At 57.5% G+C, this 20874-nt stretch carries 21 protein-coding genes; 10 read left to right on the forward strand and 11 right to left on the reverse strand.

All coding sequences use genetic code 11. From position 1 onward, the window contains the following. The first annotated feature begins 234 nt into the window (after positions 1–234). Positions 235–2634 carry a membrane-bound PQQ-dependent dehydrogenase, glucose/quinate/shikimate family gene (locus tag AAEZ03_RS12445; RefSeq protein WP_350578976.1) on the forward strand — a complete coding sequence of 800 codons (2400 nt, stop codon included), beginning with the start codon at positions 235–237 and terminating at the stop codon, positions 2632–2634. Positions 2635–2739: 105 nt separating this feature from the next. Next, positions 2740–3030, forward strand: coding sequence for a hypothetical protein (locus tag AAEZ03_RS12450; RefSeq protein WP_278938757.1), 291 nt, complete (start codon positions 2740–2742; stop codon positions 3028–3030). Positions 3031–3084: 54 nt separating this feature from the next. Here AAEZ03_RS12450 and AAEZ03_RS12455 read toward each other — a convergent pair whose 3' ends face one another. Continuing rightward, positions 3085–3258 (reverse strand): GrpB family protein, encoded by a 174-nt coding sequence (locus AAEZ03_RS12455; RefSeq protein WP_350579072.1) that lies wholly within the window; start codon positions 3256–3258, stop codon positions 3085–3087. 133 nt (positions 3259–3391) lie between these two features. On the opposite strand from AAEZ03_RS12455, the gene AAEZ03_RS12460 reads away from it, so the two are divergent. Both AAEZ03_RS12460 and AAEZ03_RS12465 read left to right on the forward strand, forming a co-directional pair. Then, complete coding sequence (locus AAEZ03_RS12460) at positions 3392–3793, forward strand: GFA family protein (RefSeq protein ID WP_350578979.1); 402 nt, start codon at positions 3392–3394, stop codon at positions 3791–3793. A gap of 17 nt (positions 3794–3810) precedes the next feature. Beyond that, on the forward strand, positions 3811–4893 hold the full coding sequence (locus AAEZ03_RS12465) for an NAD(P)/FAD-dependent oxidoreductase (protein WP_123749333.1): 1083 nt from the start codon (positions 3811–3813) through the stop codon (positions 4891–4893). Positions 4894–5314: 421 nt separating this feature from the next. On the opposite strand, the gene AAEZ03_RS12470 is transcribed toward AAEZ03_RS12465, so the two are convergent. Further along, positions 5315–6526: a YeeE/YedE family protein gene (locus AAEZ03_RS12470; protein ID WP_278938758.1), complete on the reverse strand. Its 1212-nt coding sequence runs from the start codon at positions 6524–6526 to the stop codon at positions 5315–5317. Between the two features lie 227 nt (positions 6527–6753). Here AAEZ03_RS12470 and AAEZ03_RS12475 point away from each other — a divergent pair, with 227 nt between their 5' ends. Continuing rightward, positions 6754–8991, forward strand: coding sequence for a TonB-dependent siderophore receptor (locus AAEZ03_RS12475; protein WP_350578984.1), 2238 nt, complete (start codon positions 6754–6756; stop codon positions 8989–8991). A gap of 103 nt (positions 8992–9094) precedes the next feature. Here the strand turns inward: AAEZ03_RS12475 and AAEZ03_RS12480 are convergent, their stop codons facing one another. Then, positions 9095–9940 (reverse strand): SDR family NAD(P)-dependent oxidoreductase, encoded by an 846-nt coding sequence (locus AAEZ03_RS12480; RefSeq protein WP_350578987.1) that lies wholly within the window; start codon positions 9938–9940, stop codon positions 9095–9097. 120 nt (positions 9941–10060) lie between these two features. Here AAEZ03_RS12480 and AAEZ03_RS12485 point away from each other — a divergent pair, with 120 nt between their 5' ends. After that, positions 10061–11032, forward strand: a complete 972-nt coding sequence (locus AAEZ03_RS12485) for a LysR family transcriptional regulator (RefSeq protein ID WP_350578990.1) — start codon at positions 10061–10063, stop codon at positions 11030–11032. Here the strand turns inward: AAEZ03_RS12485 and AAEZ03_RS12490 are convergent. From AAEZ03_RS12490 to AAEZ03_RS12500, 3 genes are read right to left on the reverse strand one after another with little or no spacing between them, the layout of a single operon-like run. Next, positions 10962–12176, reverse strand: a complete 1215-nt coding sequence (locus AAEZ03_RS12490; protein WP_350578992.1) for a CynX/NimT family MFS transporter — start codon at positions 12174–12176, stop codon at positions 10962–10964. The two genes, AAEZ03_RS12485 and AAEZ03_RS12490, sit on opposite strands and share 71 nt — an antisense overlap. Beyond that, positions 12163–12624 carry a nucleoside deaminase gene (locus tag AAEZ03_RS12495; protein ID WP_350578994.1) on the reverse strand — a complete coding sequence of 154 codons (462 nt, stop codon included), beginning with the start codon at positions 12622–12624 and terminating at the stop codon, positions 12163–12165. The genes AAEZ03_RS12490 and AAEZ03_RS12495 overlap by 14 nt, the downstream gene beginning before the upstream one ends. Positions 12625–12645: 21 nt before the next feature. After that, a complete protein-coding gene (locus AAEZ03_RS12500) occupies positions 12646–13305 on the reverse strand; it encodes an ankyrin repeat domain-containing protein (RefSeq protein ID WP_502947923.1) in 660 nt (219 codons plus the stop codon). A gap of 110 nt (positions 13306–13415) precedes the next feature. On the opposite strand from AAEZ03_RS12500, the gene AAEZ03_RS12505 reads away from it, so the two are divergent. Then, entirely contained in the window at positions 13416–14273 is an 858-nt protein-coding gene (locus AAEZ03_RS12505; protein WP_350578996.1) for a LysR family transcriptional regulator, read from the forward strand. Between the two features lie 57 nt (positions 14274–14330). Here the strand turns inward: AAEZ03_RS12505 and AAEZ03_RS12510 are convergent, their stop codons facing one another. The 5 genes from AAEZ03_RS12510 to AAEZ03_RS12530 form a co-directional block, all read right to left on the reverse strand. After that, complete coding sequence (locus AAEZ03_RS12510; RefSeq protein WP_350578999.1) at positions 14331–15008, reverse strand: DUF421 domain-containing protein; 678 nt, start codon at positions 15006–15008, stop codon at positions 14331–14333. Between the two features lie 76 nt (positions 15009–15084). Continuing rightward, on the reverse strand, positions 15085–15432 hold the full coding sequence (locus tag AAEZ03_RS12515) for a hypothetical protein (protein ID WP_350579002.1): 348 nt from the start codon (positions 15430–15432) through the stop codon (positions 15085–15087). 278 nt (positions 15433–15710) lie between these two features. Next, positions 15711–15872, reverse strand: a complete 162-nt coding sequence (locus AAEZ03_RS12520) for a DUF2986 domain-containing protein (protein WP_082148799.1) — start codon at positions 15870–15872, stop codon at positions 15711–15713. Positions 15873–15980: 108 nt separating this feature from the next. Beyond that, a complete protein-coding gene (locus AAEZ03_RS12525) occupies positions 15981–16337 on the reverse strand; it encodes a VOC family protein (RefSeq protein ID WP_153434398.1) in 357 nt (118 codons plus the stop codon). 49 nt (positions 16338–16386) lie between these two features. Next, positions 16387–17739: a CoA transferase gene (locus tag AAEZ03_RS12530; RefSeq protein WP_502947925.1), complete on the reverse strand. Its 1353-nt coding sequence runs from the start codon at positions 17737–17739 to the stop codon at positions 16387–16389. 108 nt (positions 17740–17847) lie between these two features. Between AAEZ03_RS12530 and AAEZ03_RS12535 the strand changes: the two genes are divergently transcribed. From AAEZ03_RS12535 to AAEZ03_RS12545, 3 genes are all read left to right on the forward strand, one after another. Next, positions 17848–19002, forward strand: coding sequence for a citrate synthase (locus AAEZ03_RS12535; protein WP_350579008.1), 1155 nt, complete (start codon positions 17848–17850; stop codon positions 19000–19002). 201 nt (positions 19003–19203) lie between these two features. After that, positions 19204–19551 carry a metalloregulator ArsR/SmtB family transcription factor gene (locus AAEZ03_RS12540; RefSeq protein ID WP_350579010.1) on the forward strand — a complete coding sequence of 116 codons (348 nt, stop codon included), beginning with the start codon at positions 19204–19206 and terminating at the stop codon, positions 19549–19551. Between the two features lie 18 nt (positions 19552–19569). Beyond that, positions 19570–20853: an arsenic transporter gene (locus tag AAEZ03_RS12545; RefSeq protein WP_350579012.1), complete on the forward strand. Its 1284-nt coding sequence runs from the start codon at positions 19570–19572 to the stop codon at positions 20851–20853. The last annotated feature ends 21 nt before the right edge of the window (positions 20854–20874 follow it).

The raw sequence follows: 20874 nt of genomic DNA on the forward strand, positions 1-20874 counted from the left end.
CAATGTTTCTCCTGCCTTTGGATTTATCCAAAACAGCTCGTGTATACACTGACACGACAATGCCTGAAAAACCTCTCATGCACGCTCCAGAGCCCTCTGCTCACGCCTGGCCCTTTAAAAGGGGCAATAAATTTTCGGCCCTGCTGTTCGTATACAACAGGTCAGTGTTCTCTTACCCAATCGAGCATTCAATCAATGACGAATGACAAATCACCTCACACAGCAGGACGCTCAATGAGCAATATAGCGAGGGTATTGTTTTCCCTTCTTGTATTTGTCGTGGCGTTAGCGTTGATTTATGGCGGGATCAAACTAGTTTCATTGGGCGGGTCAAGTTATTACTTGATTGCCGGATTGGCTTATTTGCTGCTCGCGGCCCTCTTCGTACTGCGAAAACGCATCGGCGTCAGCCTCTCAGTTGCGATATTTCTGGCTACTTGTGTCTGGGCCTTTTATGAAGTCGGACAGTTCAGCTACTGGGAACTGCTGCCACGTCTGGTCGTTCCAGCGATAATCCTGACCCTCAGTTTGTGGGTAGGAGCAGCCTTGCCGAACACCTCGCTGAGTACCCGACGCCTGGCTAACCGCTTTGGTTTTGCTGTATTCCTGGGACTGATCGCAACATTCATTGCCGCGTTTTATCCCCATGGCGTTTTTTCCAACCCAGACGCGGCCACCGACAACCCAATGGCCGAAGAGCCCTCCAGTGGCCCTGACAATTGGGAGTTTTTCGGACGCAATGCTTCGGGAACACGTTTTGCCCCATACACCCAAATCACCCCGGACAACGTCAAGGACCTGCAGGTCGCCTGGACCTACAGAACTGGCCGTCGTACTACGGGCGCCGGTGCCGGGGTAGACGAAAATACCCCTTTGCAAATTGGTAACGTTTTGTACTCGTGCACCCCGGAGAACCTGATCACCGCCCTGAACGGTGATACCGGGACCCCGATCTGGAAGTTTGACCCGCATGCCAAGAGCGAAGAGCACGTAACGTGCCGGGGTGTGGGCTATTACGATATTGATAAAGACGACAGCCTGAGTGCTGAGATCAAGGCCTCACACAGCAATGACCAACAGTGCCGCCAGCGGATTCTAGTGTCATCGGTGGATGCACGTCTGTTTGCGCTTGATGCCCATACCGGCACTCTTTGCCCGAGTTTTGGTGACAACGGTTATGTCGATCTCAAAAAAGGCATGGGTCCCACTGAACACAGCAAGCGCTATCACCCGACTTCGCTGCCAGTGGTCATGGGGCACCTGACTGTAGTCGGGGGCTGGGTACGTGACATTGTTGAGGGTGAGCCTTCCGGTGCCGTTCGCGCATTCGACGTACTGACAGGGGCTTTAGTGTGGGCTTGGGATGTCGGCGCACCCGACAGCCAAGATATCGCGGCAAACGATCATCAATTCACTCTGGAAACACCTAACGTCTGGACCGTTCCGACCTACGACAAAGAACTGAACCTGGTTTACTTACCGACCGGCAACGGCCCACCCGACTACTGGGGTGGCGATCGCAATCAGGTTAAAGAAAAGTTTGGTTCAGCCGTTGTGGCAGTCGATGCATCCACGGGTAAAGCCAGATGGGTGTACCAGACCGTTCACCACGATGTCTGGGATTATGACTTGCCGTCTCAGCCTGTGCTCTATGACATCAAGAATGCTCAAGGTGAGAAGACACCGGTCTTGATACAGACCACCAAGACCGGGAATATTTTTGTACTCGATCGCCGTACCGGCAAGCCGGTAACAGACGTTGAAGAGCGCGCAGTACCTACCACTTCAGCTGCAGAAGGCGAGCATCTGTCGCCGACCCAACCGTTCTCGGTAGGGATGCCGACCATTGGTGCTGAACCGCTGACCGAAAAGTCCATGTGGGGGGTGTCTACTTTCGACCAACTGTACTGCCGGATCATGTTCAAGGACTCTGTGTACTTGGGCCCATTTACACCTCCCAGTGAAAAACCTTATATCGAGTGGCCAGGCCTGCTGGGCGGCATGAACTGGGGCGGTATTTCGATCGACGAAAACACCGGCATCATGTACGTCAATGACATGCGCATGCCGCTGCGCATGTCACTGGTCACCAAGGAAAACACCAAAAAATTCAAAGTCTCGACCGATGAAGTGCCTGGTTTTATGGGGACCATTCGCCCGCAAGTAGCCGGTATTTATGGCGGCGTGAAAATCGACATTTTGCAATCGCCGCTGGGCGTACCGTGCAATACCCCACCCTTCGGCAGCATGAGCGCCATTAACCTCAACAACCAGAAATTACTTTGGCAGGTGCCTCTGGGCACTGTCCAGGACACCGGCCCGCTAGGGATCAAAACGCACCTGCAGATTCCACTGGGCATGCCGACACTCGGTGGTCCAACCTCAACGGCATCAGGCCTGGTGTTTTTCGCCGGGACTCAGGACTACTACCTGCGGGCACTTGATTCGGCCACGGGCAAGGAAGTCTGGAAAGCCCGTCTACCGGTTGGCGCTGTCGCTGCGCCCCTAATCTACAAGTCGCCGACAAACGGGAAGCAATACGTGGTCATCTCAGCCGGTGGCATGAGCCACTCACCGGATGTCGGTGACTACATCATTGCTTATGCCTTGCCGGACAGCATCACCCAGAAATAGCACCTGGATTATTGTCACCTGAACATGGCCCGCCAGCTCTTGTCTGGCGGGCTTTTTTGTCACCAGCGGTATACCGTGTATATCCACTTTCTAAGGGCGTCATTGATGACAATCACTAAGAGCTGGCGGGCCGTGGCCGAGCGTGCATCGGACGACCTGTTCGCATGGTCGTCTTTTGTCGCGCAAACCGAATTTTTGTGGCAAAACACTGCGTTGGTTGAGGACGGCGATGCCTGGCAACGCGTCTGGTTTGAACTGGAAATCTTGAACGGGCTTGCACTGGCAGAATGGGATGATCAGGGACGGCCTGATGATTGGTCAAACAACTGGGCTGCCGGGTATCGACAAGAGGCTGCGGCCCTGACAACTGAGTTGGTAAGCTTGCTCGCACCCTAAACGCCACTCAGGGCGTTACGACTAACCGTCCCCCATACACGCCTGAAGCTAGCCTTATTCATACAGATGCGGCTCAAGCCAGGCATCTATATGAGGCGCTTTATGCGAGAGGTATTCGCCAATCCCTCCCCGATTGTTGGCCTCCAACTGTGGCTTTACATCCTGATATTGCTGGCGGATGTTGTCGTTTACTAGCAACAGGTCGCGAAAGCGCAGCATGCGGTCTATCTGCGAATGAAGAGGCCAACCATTTTATGGCGCTGAAGTGGCTGAATTATGACGGCGTGCGGCGCAGTAACCATTGAGATGCGCGCCCGCCCGCGTTTAGAGTGACGCTCTCCTCGTCTGGAAGTGTGCGCCAATGGATAACCTCTTGCTCGGCAGTTGCTTGTGCGGCGCTGTCCACTATCAAACGTCTACGCCGCCCAAGGTGGTTTCACACTGTCATTGCAGCCAATGCCGCAAAGCCCACGGGGCCGCCTTTGCCAGTTTTTTTAATGTGCTGCGTAGCGATCTTGAGTTGACCCGCGGTGCTGAACGTCTCAAGTCGTTTGAGTCTTCAGAGTCGGTCTTGCGTCAGTTCTGCGGCGAGTGCGGTTCATCCTTATTTTGGTCAACGTCAAAAGGGCCCTACGCCGACTGGATCTCTATCGCCATGGGCACTCTCGACACACCCGTCACTGGCGCTAAACAAAAGCATATCTGTGTGGCGTCAAAGGCCACATGGCATGACATTACCGATCATTGGCCGCAACACCCGTAACAGACAAGGAAGATCTTATGGCATTAACACCTGACAAGCATATTGTGGTTATCGGTGCCGGGATCGTCGGCGCCTCGATGGCCTACCACCTGACTGACAAAGGGGCGAAGGTCACTGTTGTCGAGGCCGCAGAGATTGCGTCAGGGGTTACCGCAACCTCGTTCGCCTGGATCAACACCACGCATGGCGAACCGGACCCGATAGCGCAACTGCGCCGCGAAGCCATCAAGGAATACCACCGCCTTGAAGCGCAACTGCCAGCGCTGAACATACGCTGGACGGGCGCTTTGTCGTATGGCGAGGGGCTGAGTGAAGTGTCGCCTGCTCCCGCTCAGTTGCTGGATCGTTCACAAATTCTCGCCCTTGAACCGAACATCAAGCACCCACCACAACAAGCAATGTACGTGGTGCAAGAGGGCGCACTGGACGCTGTCGCAGCCACCCACGCAATGATGGCAGGCGCTCAGGCAAACGGGGCAACAGTGCTCACGCAAACCCGTGTGCTGGGCTTTAAAACCCTGCACGGCTCAGTGACAGCGATTGAAACTTCAAACGGCATGTTAGTGGCTGATACCGTGGTATTGGCAGCCGGGACCGGCATTGCCGAGCTGACTCAGATGCTCAACCGCCCCCTCCCGGTGCAAGCCTCCCCTTGCATTTTTATCCGCTACCCGGCACAGCCCGGCCTGGTGCAGACAATCATTTCCAACTCAGCGATAGAAGTCAGACAAGCCGCGGATGGAACGTTGCTGGCGGCTGAAGATTATCTGGACGACAGCGCCGAGAATCAGCCCTCCGCCGTGGCGCAGCGAACCGCCAGGACCATCGAAAGCGAGCTTGAAGGCGCAGTTTTATCAGAGCCTCAGTTGGCGAGTGTAGGTCTCAGGCCAATAGCATCCGATCGCCTGCCCATCATCGGGTATTTGCCCAGCGTCAGCGGTGTGTACGTGTGCAGCCTGCACCCCGGTGTCGCACTGGCGGCCATAGTCGGCCGTCTGGTGAGTGAAGAAATTCTAGATGCCAAGTTGAGCGATGCGCTCAAAGCATGTCGGCCTGACCGGTTCTGTCTGGACACGCCTCCCCGGCACGAGCGACCGTGATCTTCGACGCGGCGCCGTCGCGCGCAGCAAACAGGCCACCGAATATCTTCAGCATCCCCCGATCGGTTCCCTCTCCTACGGGAGAGGGCTAGGGTGAGGGTTGCTCTTGATTTGAGTACATATCCATTGCTGCGGTAACGGCCACTTAGGGTTCCACCCTTACGGGGCGTCACTTTGAAAGCGCAAAGTAACCAAACGCTTTTTGCCCCACCCCCTCGGTGCCTCGCTGTGGTTCGGCATGCCCTCACCACAGGGCCCTGCTCCGTGGGCACGCCTCGATCGGCCAGCGTGGTTTAACGGGGCCTCTCAGATCAAAAGCCAGATCAAAATCAACAGCTCGCTCCTACAGGGACTTAACAATCAATGACTTATTTTGTGTTTGATAAGAGGGTCGAATTGACTACATAGATGCGAGTCAAACTCAGCAACCGCTCAACGCCACCTGCGGACGCTCGCCGACGAAGAAAAACGGCCGTAGGCGCACGCCCACACTGTTGCCCAGAAAAGCTGCTACCAGCCACACCCAGCCATGCAGACTGCCTGAGGCAATGCCGCTGAAGTACGCACCGATGTTGCAGCCATACGCCAGACGCGAGCCGTAGCCGAGCAGCAGACCACCTATCACCGCCGCCAGCAGCGAACGGGCGGGAATTTTCAGGCTCGGGGCAAAGCGACCGGCCAGCCCCGCTGCCAGCAACGCGCCGAGGATGATGCCGATGTCCATGACACTGGTGATGTCTTCCCACACCGGTGCCGCCAGCGCCTTGGCATTGCTCGGCACTTGCCAGAAGCCCCAACTACTGACATCCACGCCCAGCCCGCTCACCGCCTTGGCGCCCCACAGAGCGAACGCTGAGGTGATGCCCCACGGGCGGCCGGCCAAAGCCAGCGTGGCGTAATTGAGCAAGGCCAGGCCAATCGCGCCCCAGACCAATGGCCATGGCCCGCGCAGAAAGCGGCGCAGCCCTTGGTGTTCGCTGGTCACACCCGCTTCAAGCTGCCCGTGACGGGCTTTTTCGAGACGCACGGTAACCGCCGTAATCACCCCGAAAATAGCCAGGCTCAGCAGCAGCGCTGGCACGACCCCCAAACTTTTGACGATGGAGGTGGCCGGCAGCGAAGGCAGGGCAAACCACCAGTCGGCGTGATGGGTGGCGATGACCGAGCCACAGATGAAAAAGAGCAGTGTCACCAGCATTCGCGCATTACCACCGCCGACTGTGAACAAGGTGCCGGAGGCGCAGCCGCCCCCCAACTGCATGCCGATGCCGAAAATAAACGCACCGAACACTACAGATACACCCACTGGCGCGACCAGCCCGACCACGGGCTGACCGAACAGCGTGCCGGAGCCCAGTGCCGGGAAAAACAGCAGTACGGCCACCGACAGCATGATCATTTGCGCGCGCAAGCCGGCACCGCGCCGGTCATTGATAAACACCCGCCAGGCCGAGGTAAAGCCAAAAGCCGCGTGATACAGCGTTAAACCCAGTGCAGCGCCCACCACCAGCAATAACACTTGGCGTGAACCCACCGTGTTTTGCAGGAACGCTGCGCCCAGCAACAGCAAGATAAAAGCCACCAGCGGCGCAAACGACTTGCGCTCCGGTGCGATAGACAGAGAACGGCTCATTAAGAATCTCGGTTTGTTTGTTTTGAAGATGTGCGAAGGCGGCCAGTATAAACCGTGAACGTATGTGCACTGTTGTTGATTGACGGGTTGCACGTAGCCTTCTTCCTAGAGGGTGCTTGTGCGAAAAGTCTCTATTTAGCCAACACACTGAAAATGGCCTAACTATCTCCTTTGTCATTCGTTTGAAGCACTGACAACTTCAAAAATCTGACAAGGAATCAGTTGCAATGCGTGCTCCCCTCACCCGTTCCGTCACGTTAGCCCTCGGCTTTATCAGCAGTTCGCACTTGCTGGCCGACTCTGAGGCCCTGGATGACGTCGAGACGAAACCTGCCGGCATGCTACTCGCAAGCACCCGCATCAGCGCCCAAGGACTGGGTTCGACGACTGAAGACACAGGTTCCTATACCACCGGCTCGACCAACACCGCGACCAAACTCAACTTGAGCATTCGCGAAACGCCACAGTCGATCTCGGTGGTTACCCGCCAGGAAATGAATGACTTCAACCTCAATACGCTCACTGAAGCCATGCGTCATACCACCGGCGTGGTGGTGCAACACAACGACTCGGACCGGGTCAGCTATTCGTCACGCGGTTATACCATCAATAATTTCCAGATTGACGGGATGCTCAACACCTTCAGTTACATGAAGACTGACGCCGATACCATCATCTACGACCGCATTGAAGTGGTCCGCGGCGCCACCGGCCTGACCACCGGCGCAGGCGACCCGTCGGGCACCATCAACATGATCCGCAAACGCCCGACCCACGAACTGGCGGCCACGGCCGGAGTCAGCGGCGGCAGCTATGACGACTACTACAGTTACGTCGATGTGGGGGGACCGCTGGGGTTCGACGGGCGTTTGCGCGGCCGTACCGTACTGGCCTACCGAGACAGCAAGTCGTTTCGCGATAATTACGCGCTAAAGCGCGAAGTGGCTTACGGCATTCTGGAGGCCGACCTCACCGACGACACCACCGTGGCCGTCGGTTACGACTATCAGGACAAGCAGGTTCGCGGCTCCTCCTGGGGCACCACGCCCTATTGGACCGGCACTGGCGAAAAGGCCAACCTGGGGCGTTCGACCAATTATGCGACGCCCTGGAGCTCCTGGCCGAAGAAGGACAAAACCGCCTTCGCCACCCTCGACCAGCAGTTATTCGATAACTGGCGCCTGAAAGCCGCTTATACCCACCGCTCCAGCGACTCCGAAGGCAAGGTGTATTACGCCGGTGGCGGCTTCCCAAACGCAGATGGCACCGGCATGTCGGCCTATAGCAGCCACTTTGCCGGTGACGAAACCATGACGGCGATCGACGTTAACCTCTCGGGCACTTACGCCCTGCTGGGGCGGGATCATGAATTGATGGTCGGTTACGGCGAAGCCAAGTACGACAACACCTCGCCGCTCTTCATTGATTTAAACCCTGAGGACTACGGCAGGGTGCCTGACTGGGGTGATATGGGCGCTATCCCGAAATACCGCGACCTTGACAGCGGTATCGACAGCAAACACAGCACCGTCAAACAGAAGTCCGGTTACCTGGCCACGCGCTTTAGCCTCACCGATCAGTGGCACGCCGTGCTCGGCACACGTTACGGCAGTTGGAAAAGCTCAGACGTTGACCGCGAATTCGACGATAAGGCACTTGGCGGTGTCAGCTACGATAAAGTCGTGCAGACCCACAACGACATGATCACTCCCTATGCCGGCTTACTGTATGACTTCACTGAAGAGCTTACGGCCTATGTCAGCTACACCGACATTTTCAAGCCATCTACCGATAAAGATGTCAGTGGCTCGTACCTCAAGCCGGTAGTCGGCAGCGTCTATGAGCTCGGGCTCAAAGGCAGTTTTCTGGAGGAACGCTTGAACCTGTCGAGTGCGGTGTTCTGGAGCAAGCAGGATAACGTGCCGGAAATCGACAGCTCCGTACCGCGCGGCCCGAACGGTGAAAACTATTACACTTCCGGGGGCAAGGGTAACAAAGTCAAAGGCTTTGAAGTTGAGCTGGCCGGTGAAGTGATGCGCGGCTGGAACATGATAGCGGGCTACACCTATACCCACTCACTTAACGCCGACGGCAAGCGCATCAATACGGCCTCACCGTTGAACCTGGTCAAGGTATCGACTACCTACAAACTGCCGGGTGAATGGAGCGCGATGACCGTGGGGGCTGCCGTTAACTGGCAGAGCGATATCTACCGTGCCGCGCGTCGCCCCGACGGGACGACAAATGTAGACGGCTACCCGAACACCATCAAGGAAAACATTACCCAGAAGTCCTACACCCTCCTCGACCTGATGGCACGCTACGAGTTTGATACCCATGTTTCGGCAACGTTGAACGTCAAAAACGTGCTGGACCAGAAGTACTACGACAATGTCGGCTTCTATAACGGCGTGTTCTGGGGCGAGCCAAGGACCGTCAGCCTGGGCCTGGAGTGGAAGTTGTAACACCACCGACCCACCTGTAGGAGCGAGCTTGCCTCGCGATCTTTTGATCTGTTGAACAAGACGTAAGATAAAAGATCGCGAGACAAGCTCGCTCCTACTCGAATCAACATTCTTTGATCTGTTCCCACAACTGCGCCACCTGCTCGGCACTACTGGCCTTGACCCGTGCCAGGTCGACGGGATAGTCAACGCCGGGGTTTTCAACGAAACGGGTGGCGGTGAATTGACCATTGCTGGCCCGTACGATGTAGCCGGTGTCGCGGCACTGCTGCGAAGCCAGAAACACCACGCCGGGTGTGACCCACTCCGGTTTGAGGTTGACCGGTGCTTCGGTCACGCCCCACATTCTGGTTTTTGCCACCGGCGATACAGCGTTAACCAAAATCCCGTCGACCATTCCCTCCATGCTCAGAGCATTCATGATGCCCAGTTGCGCCATCTTGCCTGCCGCGTAGGCCACCAGCCCCGGCTGTGCATAGGGCTGGTACATGGCCCGGTCCGACGTGGTCAGGACAACCCGCGCGGCTGGCGATTGCCGCAGGTGTTGCCAAGCATGTTTGCACAGCCAGACAGGCGCGTAGACATTGATATCCAGTGCCCGCTCGATAAAAGCCACCTCGGCCTCTTCTATCCGCTGATAACCGACCCAACCCGCGTTGTGAATCACGATATCCAGTTGCCCAAACGCGCCGACCGCCGCCGCGACCAATTGCTCGCACCCGCGCTCGCTGGCAAGCTCGGCGTGGTGACCCAGCACGCTGTAGCCTTCGGACGCAAGCGCACGTGCCGCCTCGTGGGCAATCGAGGCATCGGCACCTTCGCCCAGCGTATCCGCGCCAATATCGCTGATCACCACATTGGCGCCCAACCTTGCCAGCTCGCGGGCGTAGCTCAGCCCCAGGCCTTGGCCAGCGCCCGTTACAATTGCGGTTTTGCCTGCAAAGTCCACAGTTGATTCCTCTTGATGACTGCCCTCACCTTAACCCCTCGTTTCAGGCATGTTTAATACTGTTCAAGCGCGATGTTGATACGCTGCGCCTATCACAGTTCAAAGGAAGGAACGGACACGATGATCGAGACCCGTCTGCTCAAGCAGTTCATTGCCGTTGCCGAAGAATTGCACTTCCACAACGCCGCCAAGCGCCTGCACATGGCGCAGCCTGCGCTCAGCCAGGCGATTAACCGCCTGGAAGACAAACTGGGAATCAGCCTGCTGACGCGCAGTAAACGCGAAGTGCGACTGACGCCTGCGGGCAGCGCCTTTCTGGACACTGCCTACAGCACCCTCAACACACTGGAGTCCGGTGTGGAGCATGCGCGCTTAGTGGCACAAGGCATCGCTGGCAAACTCACGATCACCACCGTGTCCATCGCCCACTACACGCCGCTGCTCAATGCACTACGAGCGTTTCGCGATACCTTCCCCAACGTTCAGTTGACCCTCAAGGAGATGCCCTCAGCCAGCCAGGCCCAAGCTATCTCGCACGCTGAAGCGGACATCGCCTTTATGCGTAAACTGCCCTTTGACACGCCCAATTTGCAGTCGCGCTTGCTGTTTGAAGAGGCAATCGTCATGGCCATGCCCGCCGATCACGCCAAAGCCCATGCCGCTGACATCGACCTGCGTGACTTAGCAGATGAAGGGTTTGTCTTCACCCCTGAAGTGCTGGGCAGCGGTTATCACCGACAACTGATTGCCCTGTGCGAAGCTGCGGGTTTTTACCCGAAGGTGGTACAGGAAGCGGCACAACTCCACACCGTGATCGGCCTGGTTGCCTGTGGCTTTGGTGTGGCGTTGGTGCCGGCCTCCATTGCTCGGTCGTTTACACAGGACAATGTGGTGTTTCGGCGCATTTTGCCGGTGGCGGAATCAGGCAACCCCGCCGTTGGCCTCTATGTGGGCTGGCATACCCACAACGTTTCACCGCTGGTTGAGCGTTTTATGTCGATATTGGATCTGAATGTAGCGCTCAGGGATGTATCGACAGTACCGGGGAGCCATGCGATTCAGCGAACGTTTCCCGATAACTCGCCGGGCTGAAAATGCGGGTTAACAGCAGCATCGCCACAACCCCGACAATCAACACCCACCAGGCGCTGACAAAGTTGCCCGTGAGTTCACGCAACCAGCCGGTCAACCAAGGCGAAATGGCATTGATGAGAAATCCCACCCCTTGCACAAACGCCGCCAACTGCCCGGCTGCGCGAGGTTCCCGGCAATGGTCGAGGGTCAGGATCAGGCTGAGTGCAAAACAAGCGCCCAGACCAAAGCCGATCAATGCCACCCAGAGGTGCGGCGACTCAAGCGGCCACATCACCAGGCCGAAAAACCCAAATGCCTGAGCAGCAAGGCTTAAGGCCAAAAACGGGCGCCTGTCGCGACTGCGCTGCGCCAGAGCAGGCATCACCAAAGCGGCCAGCACCTGAAACACTGTCATGAACGCCAGCAGCGAACCGCTTTGGGTCGCGCTCCAGTCCATTTGCAGGTAATACACCGGTAGCCAGGCAACCATGCTCATGTAACCGCAATTTACCAGCCCGAAGTACAGCGCCAACAGCCAGGCCCTGCGGTTACGCCACGGATGAGCGGATACGCCGTGAGTGCGCGCAGTCAGCCCGGCAAAGGGCAACAGCCACCACATCAATAGCGCCGCCAGCGCGGGCAACAACCATACTCCGAGCCCGGCCTGCCATTGGCTGAAATACCCGGCCACCACCGGACTGAACAACGCCGCCAAGCCACCACCGCCCATCAATGAGGCCGAATACACCCCCAAAGCCAGCGCCACTTGCCCCTGAAATTGGCGCTTGATCAGCGCCGGCACCAGTGCCTGAATCAGCGCTACACCAGCGCCACCCAGCAAGGCCGTGATGAGCAGCACTTCAGCCTGATGCCCCAGCAGGCGCCACAAGCACGCGCCCAGAATCATCAGCAGCCCCAGCGCCACGCCCCGTCGCTCGCCCAAACGGGCTTCTATGCGCACCCCGAGCAAGGCCACCAGCCCCATGCAAATCACCGGCAGGCTGGTCAGCCAGGCGCTGCTTTGGAAGCTCATGCCGGTGTCGCCACGAATCTGCATCAACAATGGGCTGATGGAACTCAAAATCGGCCGCAAGTTAAGCCCCAATGCGATGATCAGGGCCCAACTTGCCAAGCTGCGCAAACGGGTTTTAGTGAGCGGCATGGCGCGCCTGCCAGTCTTGATAGACCTCGGCCATTGCGGGCTGCGGCAGATGTTGCACGTTCAGGCGCTGCTCGCTCAAGGGCAACGCCAGTTGCTGGTAGATCGCCGCCGTAGACAAACCAAACGGTTCACCCAGTTCGTTTGCTGCGCTATACACGGCACGGCTCACACCGCACAGGTACATGGCGGCCAGGCACATCGGGCACGGCTGGCCACTGGCGTAGATCACGCACCCGTCCAGACGCGAGCCCAAATACTGGCTGGCACGGCGGATGGTCAGTAGTTCCGCGTGGGCGGTCGGGTCTTGGTCGAGATGAATTTCGTTAACCGCCTCGACAATCACTTGGCCGTCCTTGACCAGCACTGCGCCAAAGGGTCGCCCCCCCTCGGCAACGTTGATGCGTGCCAGTTCCACCGCACGTCGCAGGTAATCTTGATCGTTATTCATGAGAACTCCCGTGCAGGTCATTCACTGGGCGCCAGCGGCACGCAGCAACGTGGCCGTTGCGCTCTGACCGCGCTGCTCTGCCTGATACAACGGGCTGTTACCCTGGTTGTCCGGCAAGTTGAGGTCTGCGCCCGCCTGAATCAGCTGGGCAACAATCTGCTGATGCGCCGGGCCACCATCGGACAGCACAATGGCTTCCATCAAACAGGTCCAGCCCAGTCGATTGACGTGGTTGACGTCGACCCCTGCGGCGATCAACAAGCGCACGGTTTCAACATGGCCGCGCTCACACGCGGGAATCAACGCGGTGCCGCCATACCGGTTAGTGCTTTTCAGGTCCGCGCCATGGGCCAGCGTCAGCTTGAGGATATCGTTGTAGCCACTGGCACCCGCCAGCAAATAGGCGCTGTCGTGCATCAGGTTTTTCTGATTGACGTCGGCGCCCGCCATTATCAAGGCGCGGGCGATCTCAACGTTGTTGCGTTGGGTCGCGAGCAACAGTGCGCTACTGCCGTCCGGCGCCTGCGCCTTCAGGTCCGCATCGCCATTGATCAATTGCTGCACGTGGGCCAGCTCGCCACCGCGCACCGCATCCAACAGACTTTGCTCGTTAGCCATCACTCCTCCCATCATTAATAGCCCGGCCGCTAGAAGGCCGGATTTAAACGTCAGGCGACTCATGGTCACTTTCTCTCTGCAGATTCAATGAAGAACGAGTATGGTCAGCCAGGCAGGTATTCTGAAATTAAATATAACCATGCCTTTCAGTGGCAATTCGAATGGTGACGTGTATGTTCCATCCCGTGTTGTTGCGCAGTTTTGTTGCCGTGGTGGAGTGCGCCAATTTCACCCGGGCAGCGCAGCGGTTGCATTTGACTCAGTCCACGGTCAGCCAGCAGATTCGTCGCCTTGAAGACAACCTTGGCTGCACGCTGCTCGATCGCGATCAACGCCACGTTATTGCCACGGCTGAGGGCGAGCGTTTGCTGGCCTATGCGCGGCGCATTCTGACGCTCCATGAAGAAGCCCGAGAGGCCATGTTCAACCAACAAAGCGAAGGCGTATTGCGTTTGGGGGTGCCGGAAGATTTCGCCGCAGACCGTTTGATGCCGTTGCTGTCGAGCTTCGGCCTGGAGCATCCGGGTGTGCGTCTGGAGGTCACCAGCGGCTTGGGCCCCGACTTGCAGCGGCTGTTTCGCCGGGGTGAGTTTGAGGTGTTGCTGGTCAAGCAGATGGGCCAAAACGATGATTGCCTGGCGAGTTGGCCAGAACCTTTGTGCTGGGTCGACAGCCGCTCCCAGCCTGCGCTGGGGCGCGATCCGTTGCCGCTGGTGACCTTCCCCGCAGGCGGCTTGTACCGCAATGAAATGCTGAACCACCTGGAAATGGGCGGCTGGCACTGGCGAATCAGTTATTCAAGCGCCAGCCTGGCCAGTGTTTGCTCGGCAGTAGCTGCGGGTTTGGGCGTCAGTTTGCTACCACGGCGGGTCATCACCGCAGGCCATCAAGTGCTCGACGCCAGTAGCGGCCTGCCGGATATCCAGGGCGTGTATTTGGCGCTCTATGCCCAAGGCGGGCTGAGCTACGCAGGCAAAGTGTTGCAGGAACAGTTGCTTAATCTGTGCGCGAGTTTGGGGCAGACAGGGTGACAGCAGGCTCGGGCTATTAAGGCGACCCTTCGGCTCGCATCGCAGCCTCGTACCTCGTCAGCGACTACAGGCCGGCTGGGGGGCGGGGCTTATCACGCTGCCATCGCGAGCGGTGATGCATAATTCCCCGCGCCAAAACTCAGCGAGAAATACTTCTTCGGTTTCAAGCCCCAGTGCTTTGATTTTGCTGTCCAGCCATTGCGGATCATGGCCAATGGACGTCAGCTGATCGAGTCGCGCCTCGCCGTTAAACATGACAATCACCGATGGCATGTCGCGTTCATCGCAAATGACCGTCAACTCGCCACCCGGCTCAATTTGCGCGTAGTAGACCTGCTGGAAAGCACACGCCCCCTGAGCATGTAACTGCGAGGCTAGCCGCAAGATGTCTATCTTGTGTTTATTATCGACCAGATTTTCAACAATGAACTTTCCGTTCTTGATGATCGGTATAGGGCTACCGATCGCAAAACCACGCAGCACCTGGATATGTTTAGTGGCGGTATTCAGTATGTAGATCAACAACACACCTAATAACAGCACCAGCAAATACTGTTTAAAAGGAATGGTGTCACTGTAAATAACACCTCCAATAATACCGCCCAGAATAAAGTTGCCAATCAGGTCAATCGCTGTCATTTGCGACAGTTGGGTTCTGCCTGACATATACATGTGAGTTGCAATTATTGCGAACCCCGCCACGAATTTCGCCAGTACCCATGCGTAATACTCCATACCGCTCCCTTATCAATCCCGTTGCGCAATGTCCAATGGGCACCAGCGTAGCAGGTTTGAAATCCACGAGACAAAATCAATAGCCTTGCGCCTGCCGGGCATCCTTACAGGCCGTGAGTTGGTAATTAATCAGGCTGTACAACGTATGGGTATCCGAGGACTGCACCGTGTGTGTCTCGGCGTAATCCACTTGTATGGCATCCAGCTTGGCTTTGTTTTCAGACATCTGCACGATGCAGCGATTGACGTTATCAGAGAGCAGAGGCTGTGAACTCGAAATATCAACGTATTCCAGAGTCCGCGTGGCAATCACTTGTTTAATTGCCTGGACTTTTTCCCGTGCGACTTTATCTCTATCTGCCTCGCACCCGGCCAATACTAAAACTGACAAAAACCCTACTGCACAATGCTTGATCACCGTCATACCCTGAATTCCTTAAGGGAGCAGATCTTCACTTTTTGTACCGCATAAACCGCCACGCCGGGTGTAAATACCCTCAAAACTTGCGCTTACTGCCTCAATTTAGAGCACCTAGATGACACTATTGCCTTCATTCGACCTTAACCACGCTCATTCAGAACCTTGGTATGCAGGTATTTGTCGCAAGACCCGGCATATAGCGCCGGGCCATGCAAACAAAAAGCAAAGGCTGTGCCACTCAACCGCCCCTCTACAGCGGGGGTGTGACTGAGCGCTATCAATCAGCTTTCAGATACAACGGTTGAGGCCTCTGCCGATTCAGTCGCCAACTTCAATCGATCAGCCTTGCTAACGTAAGTGGACTTTTTTTTTGGTGCCAATTTGGCACTGGCCTTCTTGGCATGCGCCTTTAAAAGCTGCTGGATCTTTTTACGACGATTCATCTTGGGTCACTCGGTTTGTAAGCGCTTGAATCATATCAGTTAAAAGACGCAGGCCGGTCACCCGAACACGTACTGCCAAAGTAGGCGAGTAGACCGCGAGAGTGAAATCTACTCCTGGCGCGTCCAAACCGCCAGTTCATAACCGTCAGGATCGACAAAATGAAAGCGGCGCCCACCGGGGAAAGAAAAGGTCTCACGGCTGATCACGGCGCCCAAGCTTTTGATGCGTGCCTGAGTGCCCTCAAGATCGTCGGCGTACACAATCACTAATGGGCCGCCAGGCCGCACCGGTTCACCCGTGGTGAAACCACCCGTCAAGCGGCCATCAGTGAACTCTGTGTACGCAGGACCGTAATCGACGAATGTCCAGCCGAATGCACTGCCATAGAAGGCTTTGCTCCGGCTGATATCACCCACATTGAATTCGATATTGTCGATCTGCCGATCGTTGCCGTTAGCACTCATGTGAACCTCCCGCCTGTCGTGAAAAGAGGTTCATCATAGTGTTATTTGGCTACCACTGCGCAGTGTCAGAGCCGAGTTCATGGGCCGGTAATGCCCACCAGGCCGGGCAGCCTGCGATCTGAACAGGCCATTGGATGCGTTGCGCCTCGCCCCAGGCGGTGTGCTCGATGGCCGAGTCTTTATCGGCATCGGTTTCCTCTGCGAAGGCTGGCTCAGTGGTGTGTGAACGATGCTCTTGCAACAACTGCGCGGTCCGCGCCAAGGACAACCGGGCTTGTAGTACCGTACCCGATTGCAGCCGCTCGGTAATCCCGATAATGGCGGCAGCAGCCATCAGGTAACCCGTCGCGTGATCCAGTGCCTGAACAGGCAATGGCACCGGTTTATCCACTTGCTCGTGGTGCATCCCGGTATCGGCAATGCCACTGCTCATTTGTACCAGGCTGTCAAAACCGCGCCGATTGCGCCACGGCCCGGTCCAGCCATAGGCATTGAGGCTGATGTCGATCAGCCGCGGGTTGATCTGCTGCCTGACCGCGTTGCCCAGCCCGAGGTTTTCCAGGGCATCGGCGCGGTAACCGTGGACCATCACATCGGCCGACGCCAGCAACGTTTTGACGGTTGCCAAAGCAACTGGATCGCGCAAGTCGAGCCGTACCAGGCGTTTGCCCGGCGTCACCTCCGGCACGATGCCGGGTTCATTCCAGTCCGGCGAGTCGATACGCAACACCTGTGCGCCATAAGCCGCCAGGCACCGTGTAGCGATAGGCCCGGCCAGCACCCGGGTCAGATCCAGCACTTTGATACCCGCAAGCGGGCGTGAAGGATTAACGGGTTGCACCGGGGTACTTGGCAGGGCTCGGCGCTGCAGGTGAACCAACGGCTCTTGCGCGACCGCACGACCTTGCGGATGCAGTGCCCATTGCCCGGACGCGTTCATGTGCGCCGCGCAGCCTCCAGCCTGCACGATTGCCGTTTCAAGCGCTTGCGTAGTCCATTGCGCTACGGCCTTGGCCATGGAGGCTTTATCGACTTGCGCACCCAACACCCGCTCTGCAGCCAAACGGTGATGCGGGGCATTGGTGTGCAAACGAATCCAGCCATCTTTGGCCTTGTAGTCACCTGCAACGGGGTCCCATATGGCTGGGGTTTGCCAACCCAACGGACGCAATGATGTCCCAAACCAGATCGAGGCCAGCCGCCGGTCGACCTGCACCGCTTCAATCGGCTTGCCACTGTCCAACGCACGCAGCCTGGCAATCGACAAGGCCACGGCGGCCATGGATGCACTGGCCAGCTCGGTCACCGGGTAAGCCGACGGTAAGGCGCCAGCGGTGGTTAGGGTGACACGGCTGCAATCATCGAGATCGCCGCCCAATGCGGTCCATACAGCATGAAACATGTCGGGCTTGGTCATGGACTGTGGTCTCACGTGACGTTGATGCAAGCGACTATAGGCGCGCTAAGATTGACGTCAATCTTGATGTAAATGATCAATATGAGGTGCTCAATGGCATGGTTGACCGCGCAGCAAGCGCTGGCTTTATTGCAGGTGCAGCCACAAACGCTGTACGCCAATGTCAGTCGCGGGCGGATCCGCGCCAAGCCTGATCCAACGGATTCCCGGCGCAGCCTGTATCAGGCTGAAGACGTCAAACGCATGGCTGCTCGGCAGACCGGACGGCGCAGTGTGGCGGCGGTGGCCGCGCAGGCGATTGCCTGGGGCGAACCGGTGTTGTCATCGTCGATTTCAACCGTGGACAACAACCGCTTGTGGTATCGCGGCCAAGAGGCGGTCACCCTCTCACACACGCAGTCGCTGGAACACATCGCGTGCCTGTTGTGGCAAGTGCCAGCGGTGAGCTTCACGGCACCGGCACACCAGGCTGACGCTCACCCGCGTCTGACCTCCCCTTTGGCCCGCGCCATGCAAGTGCTGGTTCCCCGCATCGATAGCGCACTGCCGTCGCGCGGACGTGCTGCAGCCGTGCTGGTGGAGGAAGCCATGGGCCTGATTAACATCATCAGCGCTGCCATGCTGGAAGACTCCGTCACAGCAAACATGCCCCTGCATCGTCGTCTCGCCCAGGCTTGGAACGTACCTGACGCGGAAGACGTCCTGCGCCGCACTCTGGTACTGCTTGCCGACCATGAACTCAACGCTTCGGCATTTGCAGTGCGCGTAGCAATATCGACCGGTGCATCCATACCCGCCAGCCTGCTGGCGGGCTTAAGTGCATTGACCGGGCCGCTGCATGGCTCCGCCGTCAAAGGCGTGCGCGCATTAAAGACCCGCGCCGAACAACACGGTGTGGTTGAAAGCGTGCGCGATCATTTACAGCGCGGTGACACACTGCCCGCCTTTGGCCACCCGCTTTACCCCCATGGCGATGCGCGTGCAGCAGCCCTGATGCAGCAGTTCACGTTGACACCGGTGTATCAGGCCATCAGCGAAGCCGGTGAAGACATCTCAGGAGAAAAACCCAATATCGACTTTGTGTTATCGGCATTGGCCGACACCTATGCCTTGCCACCTGACGCGCCCGTCATCCTCTTTGCCCTGGCGCGCTCCGTCGGCTGGGTGGCGCATGCGCTGGAACAAAAAGCCACAGGCCAACTGATTCGGCCCCGCGCGAACTATGTGGGTGAAGCGGTGCAGGCTTGAGACCTCACCCCCCGTTTTCTTGTAGTCGCTGACGAGGTACGAGGCTGCGATGCGGGCCGCAAGGCCGCCACCCGGGGTCGCTGCGCAACCCATCGCAGCCTCGTACCTCGACAGCGACTACAGGTGTCTATTAAATTCAGGCTTGCTTGAAACATATGGATAAACGTATATTCGGATAAACGTATATATAGAGACAAACCCATGCTCAATCCAGCCGCCATTTTCAAATGCCTGGCCGACGAAACCCGGGCCAGAGCCACCTTGCTGATCACCCGTGAAGGCGAGCTATGCGTGTGCGAGCTGGTCTGTGCTCTGGACGAAAGCCAGCCGAAAATATCCCGGCACCTCGCACAATTGCGCAGTTGCGGGTTGCTGCTTGATCGTCGCCAGGGTCAATGGGTGTATTACCGCTTGAACCCTGAACTCCCCGCCTGGGTGCGCGAAGTACTGGAAACCACCCTGACTGCCAACTCCGAGTGGCTTGCGTCAAACACTCGCCGCCTCAGCACCATGGATGGCCGCCCTCTCAACACAACAGAGTGCTGCTGATCAAAGGACGAGACGCTTATGCTCACCGCCTCCGCCATTTTTTTGTTCACCCTGGTCTTGGTCATCTGGCAACCCAGAGGTCTGGGCATCGGCTGGAGTGCCACATTGGGCGCTGCGCTGGCCCTGATTACAGGGGTTGTGAAGCTGGATGATATCCCTCTGGTCTGGGGCATTATCTGGAACGCCACGGCCACCTTTATCGCGGTCATTATCATCAGTCTGCTACTGGATGAAGCCGGCTTTTTTCAGTGGGCGGCACTGCATGTAGCGCGTCTGGCCAAAGGCAAGGGCCGGCGCCTTTTTGCCTTTACCGTGCTGTTGGGTGCTGCCGTGTCGGCCCTGTTTGCCAATGACGGCGCGGCCCTTATCCTCACGCCCATAGTGATGTCGATACTGCTCGCCTTACGCTTTTCGCCCGCCTCTACCCTGGCGTTTGTCATGGCCGCCGGGTTTATTGCCGATACCGCCAGCTTGCCTCTGGTGGTCTCAAACCTGGTCAACATCGTTTCGGCGGACTACTTCGGGCTGAGTTATAGCGCGTACGCCTCGATCATGGTGCCGGTGAACATGGTGGCAGTCGCCGCCACCCTCGCGGTGTTGTACGGGTTTTACCGCCGCGACATCCCGCACAGCTATTCACAGGACGACTTGCAAGAACCTCGGCAGGCCGTGCGCGACGTCATGACCTTTCGCGCAGGCTGGGGCGTGCTGATTCTGTTGCTGGCTGGCCTGTTTGTACTGGAACCCATGGGCATTCCCATCAGCGCCATTGCTGCGGTGTGCGCCGTTATTTTGCTGGCGGTCGCTGCCCGTGGGCGCATCATTTCGACCCGCCGCGTGGTTCGCGAAGCCCCTTGGCAAATCGTTCTTTTCTCGCTGGGTATGTACCTGGTGGTCTACGGGTTGAAAAACGCTGGCCTGACACACTACCTGACCCTGGCCCTTAATTATCTGCTCGACTCAAATCTGTGGCTGGTCACGCTGGGCACGGGGTTTCTCTCGGCATTTCTGTCATCCGCCATGAACAACTTACCTGCCGTATTGATTGGCGCCCTGTCGATCCACGCCAGTGAGGCCAGCGGTGTCATGCGTGAAGCCATGATCTATGCCAACGTCATCGGCGCCGATCTGGGCCCGAAAATAACCCCTATCGGCAGCCTGGCAACCCTGTTGTGGCTGCACGTTTTGCAGCGCAAAGGCATGCGCATCACCTGGGGTTACTACTTCAAGACAGGCGTGATTCTGACCCTGCCGATTCTGTTCATCACCTTGTCGGCCCTTGCCTTGCGCCTGAGCCTTTAACCCTCTGCCCAACCAGTGAGC

This window comes from Pseudomonas sp. HY2-MNA-CIBAN-0224 (assembly GCF_040310285.1).
GTDB classification, from domain to species: domain Bacteria; phylum Pseudomonadota; class Gammaproteobacteria; order Pseudomonadales; family Pseudomonadaceae; genus Aquipseudomonas; species Aquipseudomonas helleri.

Coding starts and splice junctions, on each gene's coding strand:
- AAEZ03_RS12445 (WP_350578976.1), top strand. CDS start 235: ATGAGCAATATAGCGAGGGTATTGTTTTCCCTTCTTGTATTTGTCGTG.
- AAEZ03_RS12450 (WP_278938757.1), top strand. CDS start 2,740: ATGACAATCACTAAGAGCTGGCGGGCCGTGGCCGAGCGTGCATCGGAC.
- AAEZ03_RS12460 (WP_350578979.1), top strand. CDS start 3,392: ATGGATAACCTCTTGCTCGGCAGTTGCTTGTGCGGCGCTGTCCACTAT.
- AAEZ03_RS12465 (WP_123749333.1), top strand. CDS start 3,811: ATGGCATTAACACCTGACAAGCATATTGTGGTTATCGGTGCCGGGATC.
- AAEZ03_RS12470 (WP_278938758.1), bottom strand. CDS start 6,526: ATGAGCCGTTCTCTGTCTATCGCACCGGAGCGCAAGTCGTTTGCGCCG.
- AAEZ03_RS12475 (WP_350578984.1), top strand. CDS start 6,754: ATGCGTGCTCCCCTCACCCGTTCCGTCACGTTAGCCCTCGGCTTTATC.
- AAEZ03_RS12485 (WP_350578990.1), top strand. CDS start 10,061: ATGATCGAGACCCGTCTGCTCAAGCAGTTCATTGCCGTTGCCGAAGAA.
- AAEZ03_RS12490 (WP_350578992.1), bottom strand. CDS start 12,176: ATGCCGCTCACTAAAACCCGTTTGCGCAGCTTGGCAAGTTGGGCCCTG.
- AAEZ03_RS12495 (WP_350578994.1), bottom strand. CDS start 12,624: ATGAATAACGATCAAGATTACCTGCGACGTGCGGTGGAACTGGCACGC.
- AAEZ03_RS12500 (WP_502947923.1), bottom strand. CDS start 13,305: ATGAGTCGCCTGACGTTTAAATCCGGCCTTCTAGCGGCCGGGCTATTA.
- AAEZ03_RS12505 (WP_350578996.1), top strand. CDS start 13,416: ATGTTCCATCCCGTGTTGTTGCGCAGTTTTGTTGCCGTGGTGGAGTGC.
- AAEZ03_RS12510 (WP_350578999.1), bottom strand. CDS start 15,008: ATGGAGTATTACGCATGGGTACTGGCGAAATTCGTGGCGGGGTTCGCA.
- AAEZ03_RS12515 (WP_350579002.1), bottom strand. CDS start 15,432: ATGACGGTGATCAAGCATTGTGCAGTAGGGTTTTTGTCAGTTTTAGTA.
- AAEZ03_RS12520 (WP_082148799.1), bottom strand. CDS start 15,872: ATGAATCGTCGTAAAAAGATCCAGCAGCTTTTAAAGGCGCATGCCAAG.
- AAEZ03_RS12525 (WP_153434398.1), bottom strand. CDS start 16,337: ATGAGTGCTAACGGCAACGATCGGCAGATCGACAATATCGAATTCAAT.
- AAEZ03_RS12530 (WP_502947925.1), bottom strand. CDS start 17,739: ATGTTTCATGCTGTATGGACCGCATTGGGCGGCGATCTCGATGATTGC.
- AAEZ03_RS12535 (WP_350579008.1), top strand. CDS start 17,848: ATGGCATGGTTGACCGCGCAGCAAGCGCTGGCTTTATTGCAGGTGCAG.
- AAEZ03_RS12540 (WP_350579010.1), top strand. CDS start 19,204: ATGCTCAATCCAGCCGCCATTTTCAAATGCCTGGCCGACGAAACCCGG.
- AAEZ03_RS12545 (WP_350579012.1), top strand. CDS start 19,570: ATGCTCACCGCCTCCGCCATTTTTTTGTTCACCCTGGTCTTGGTCATC.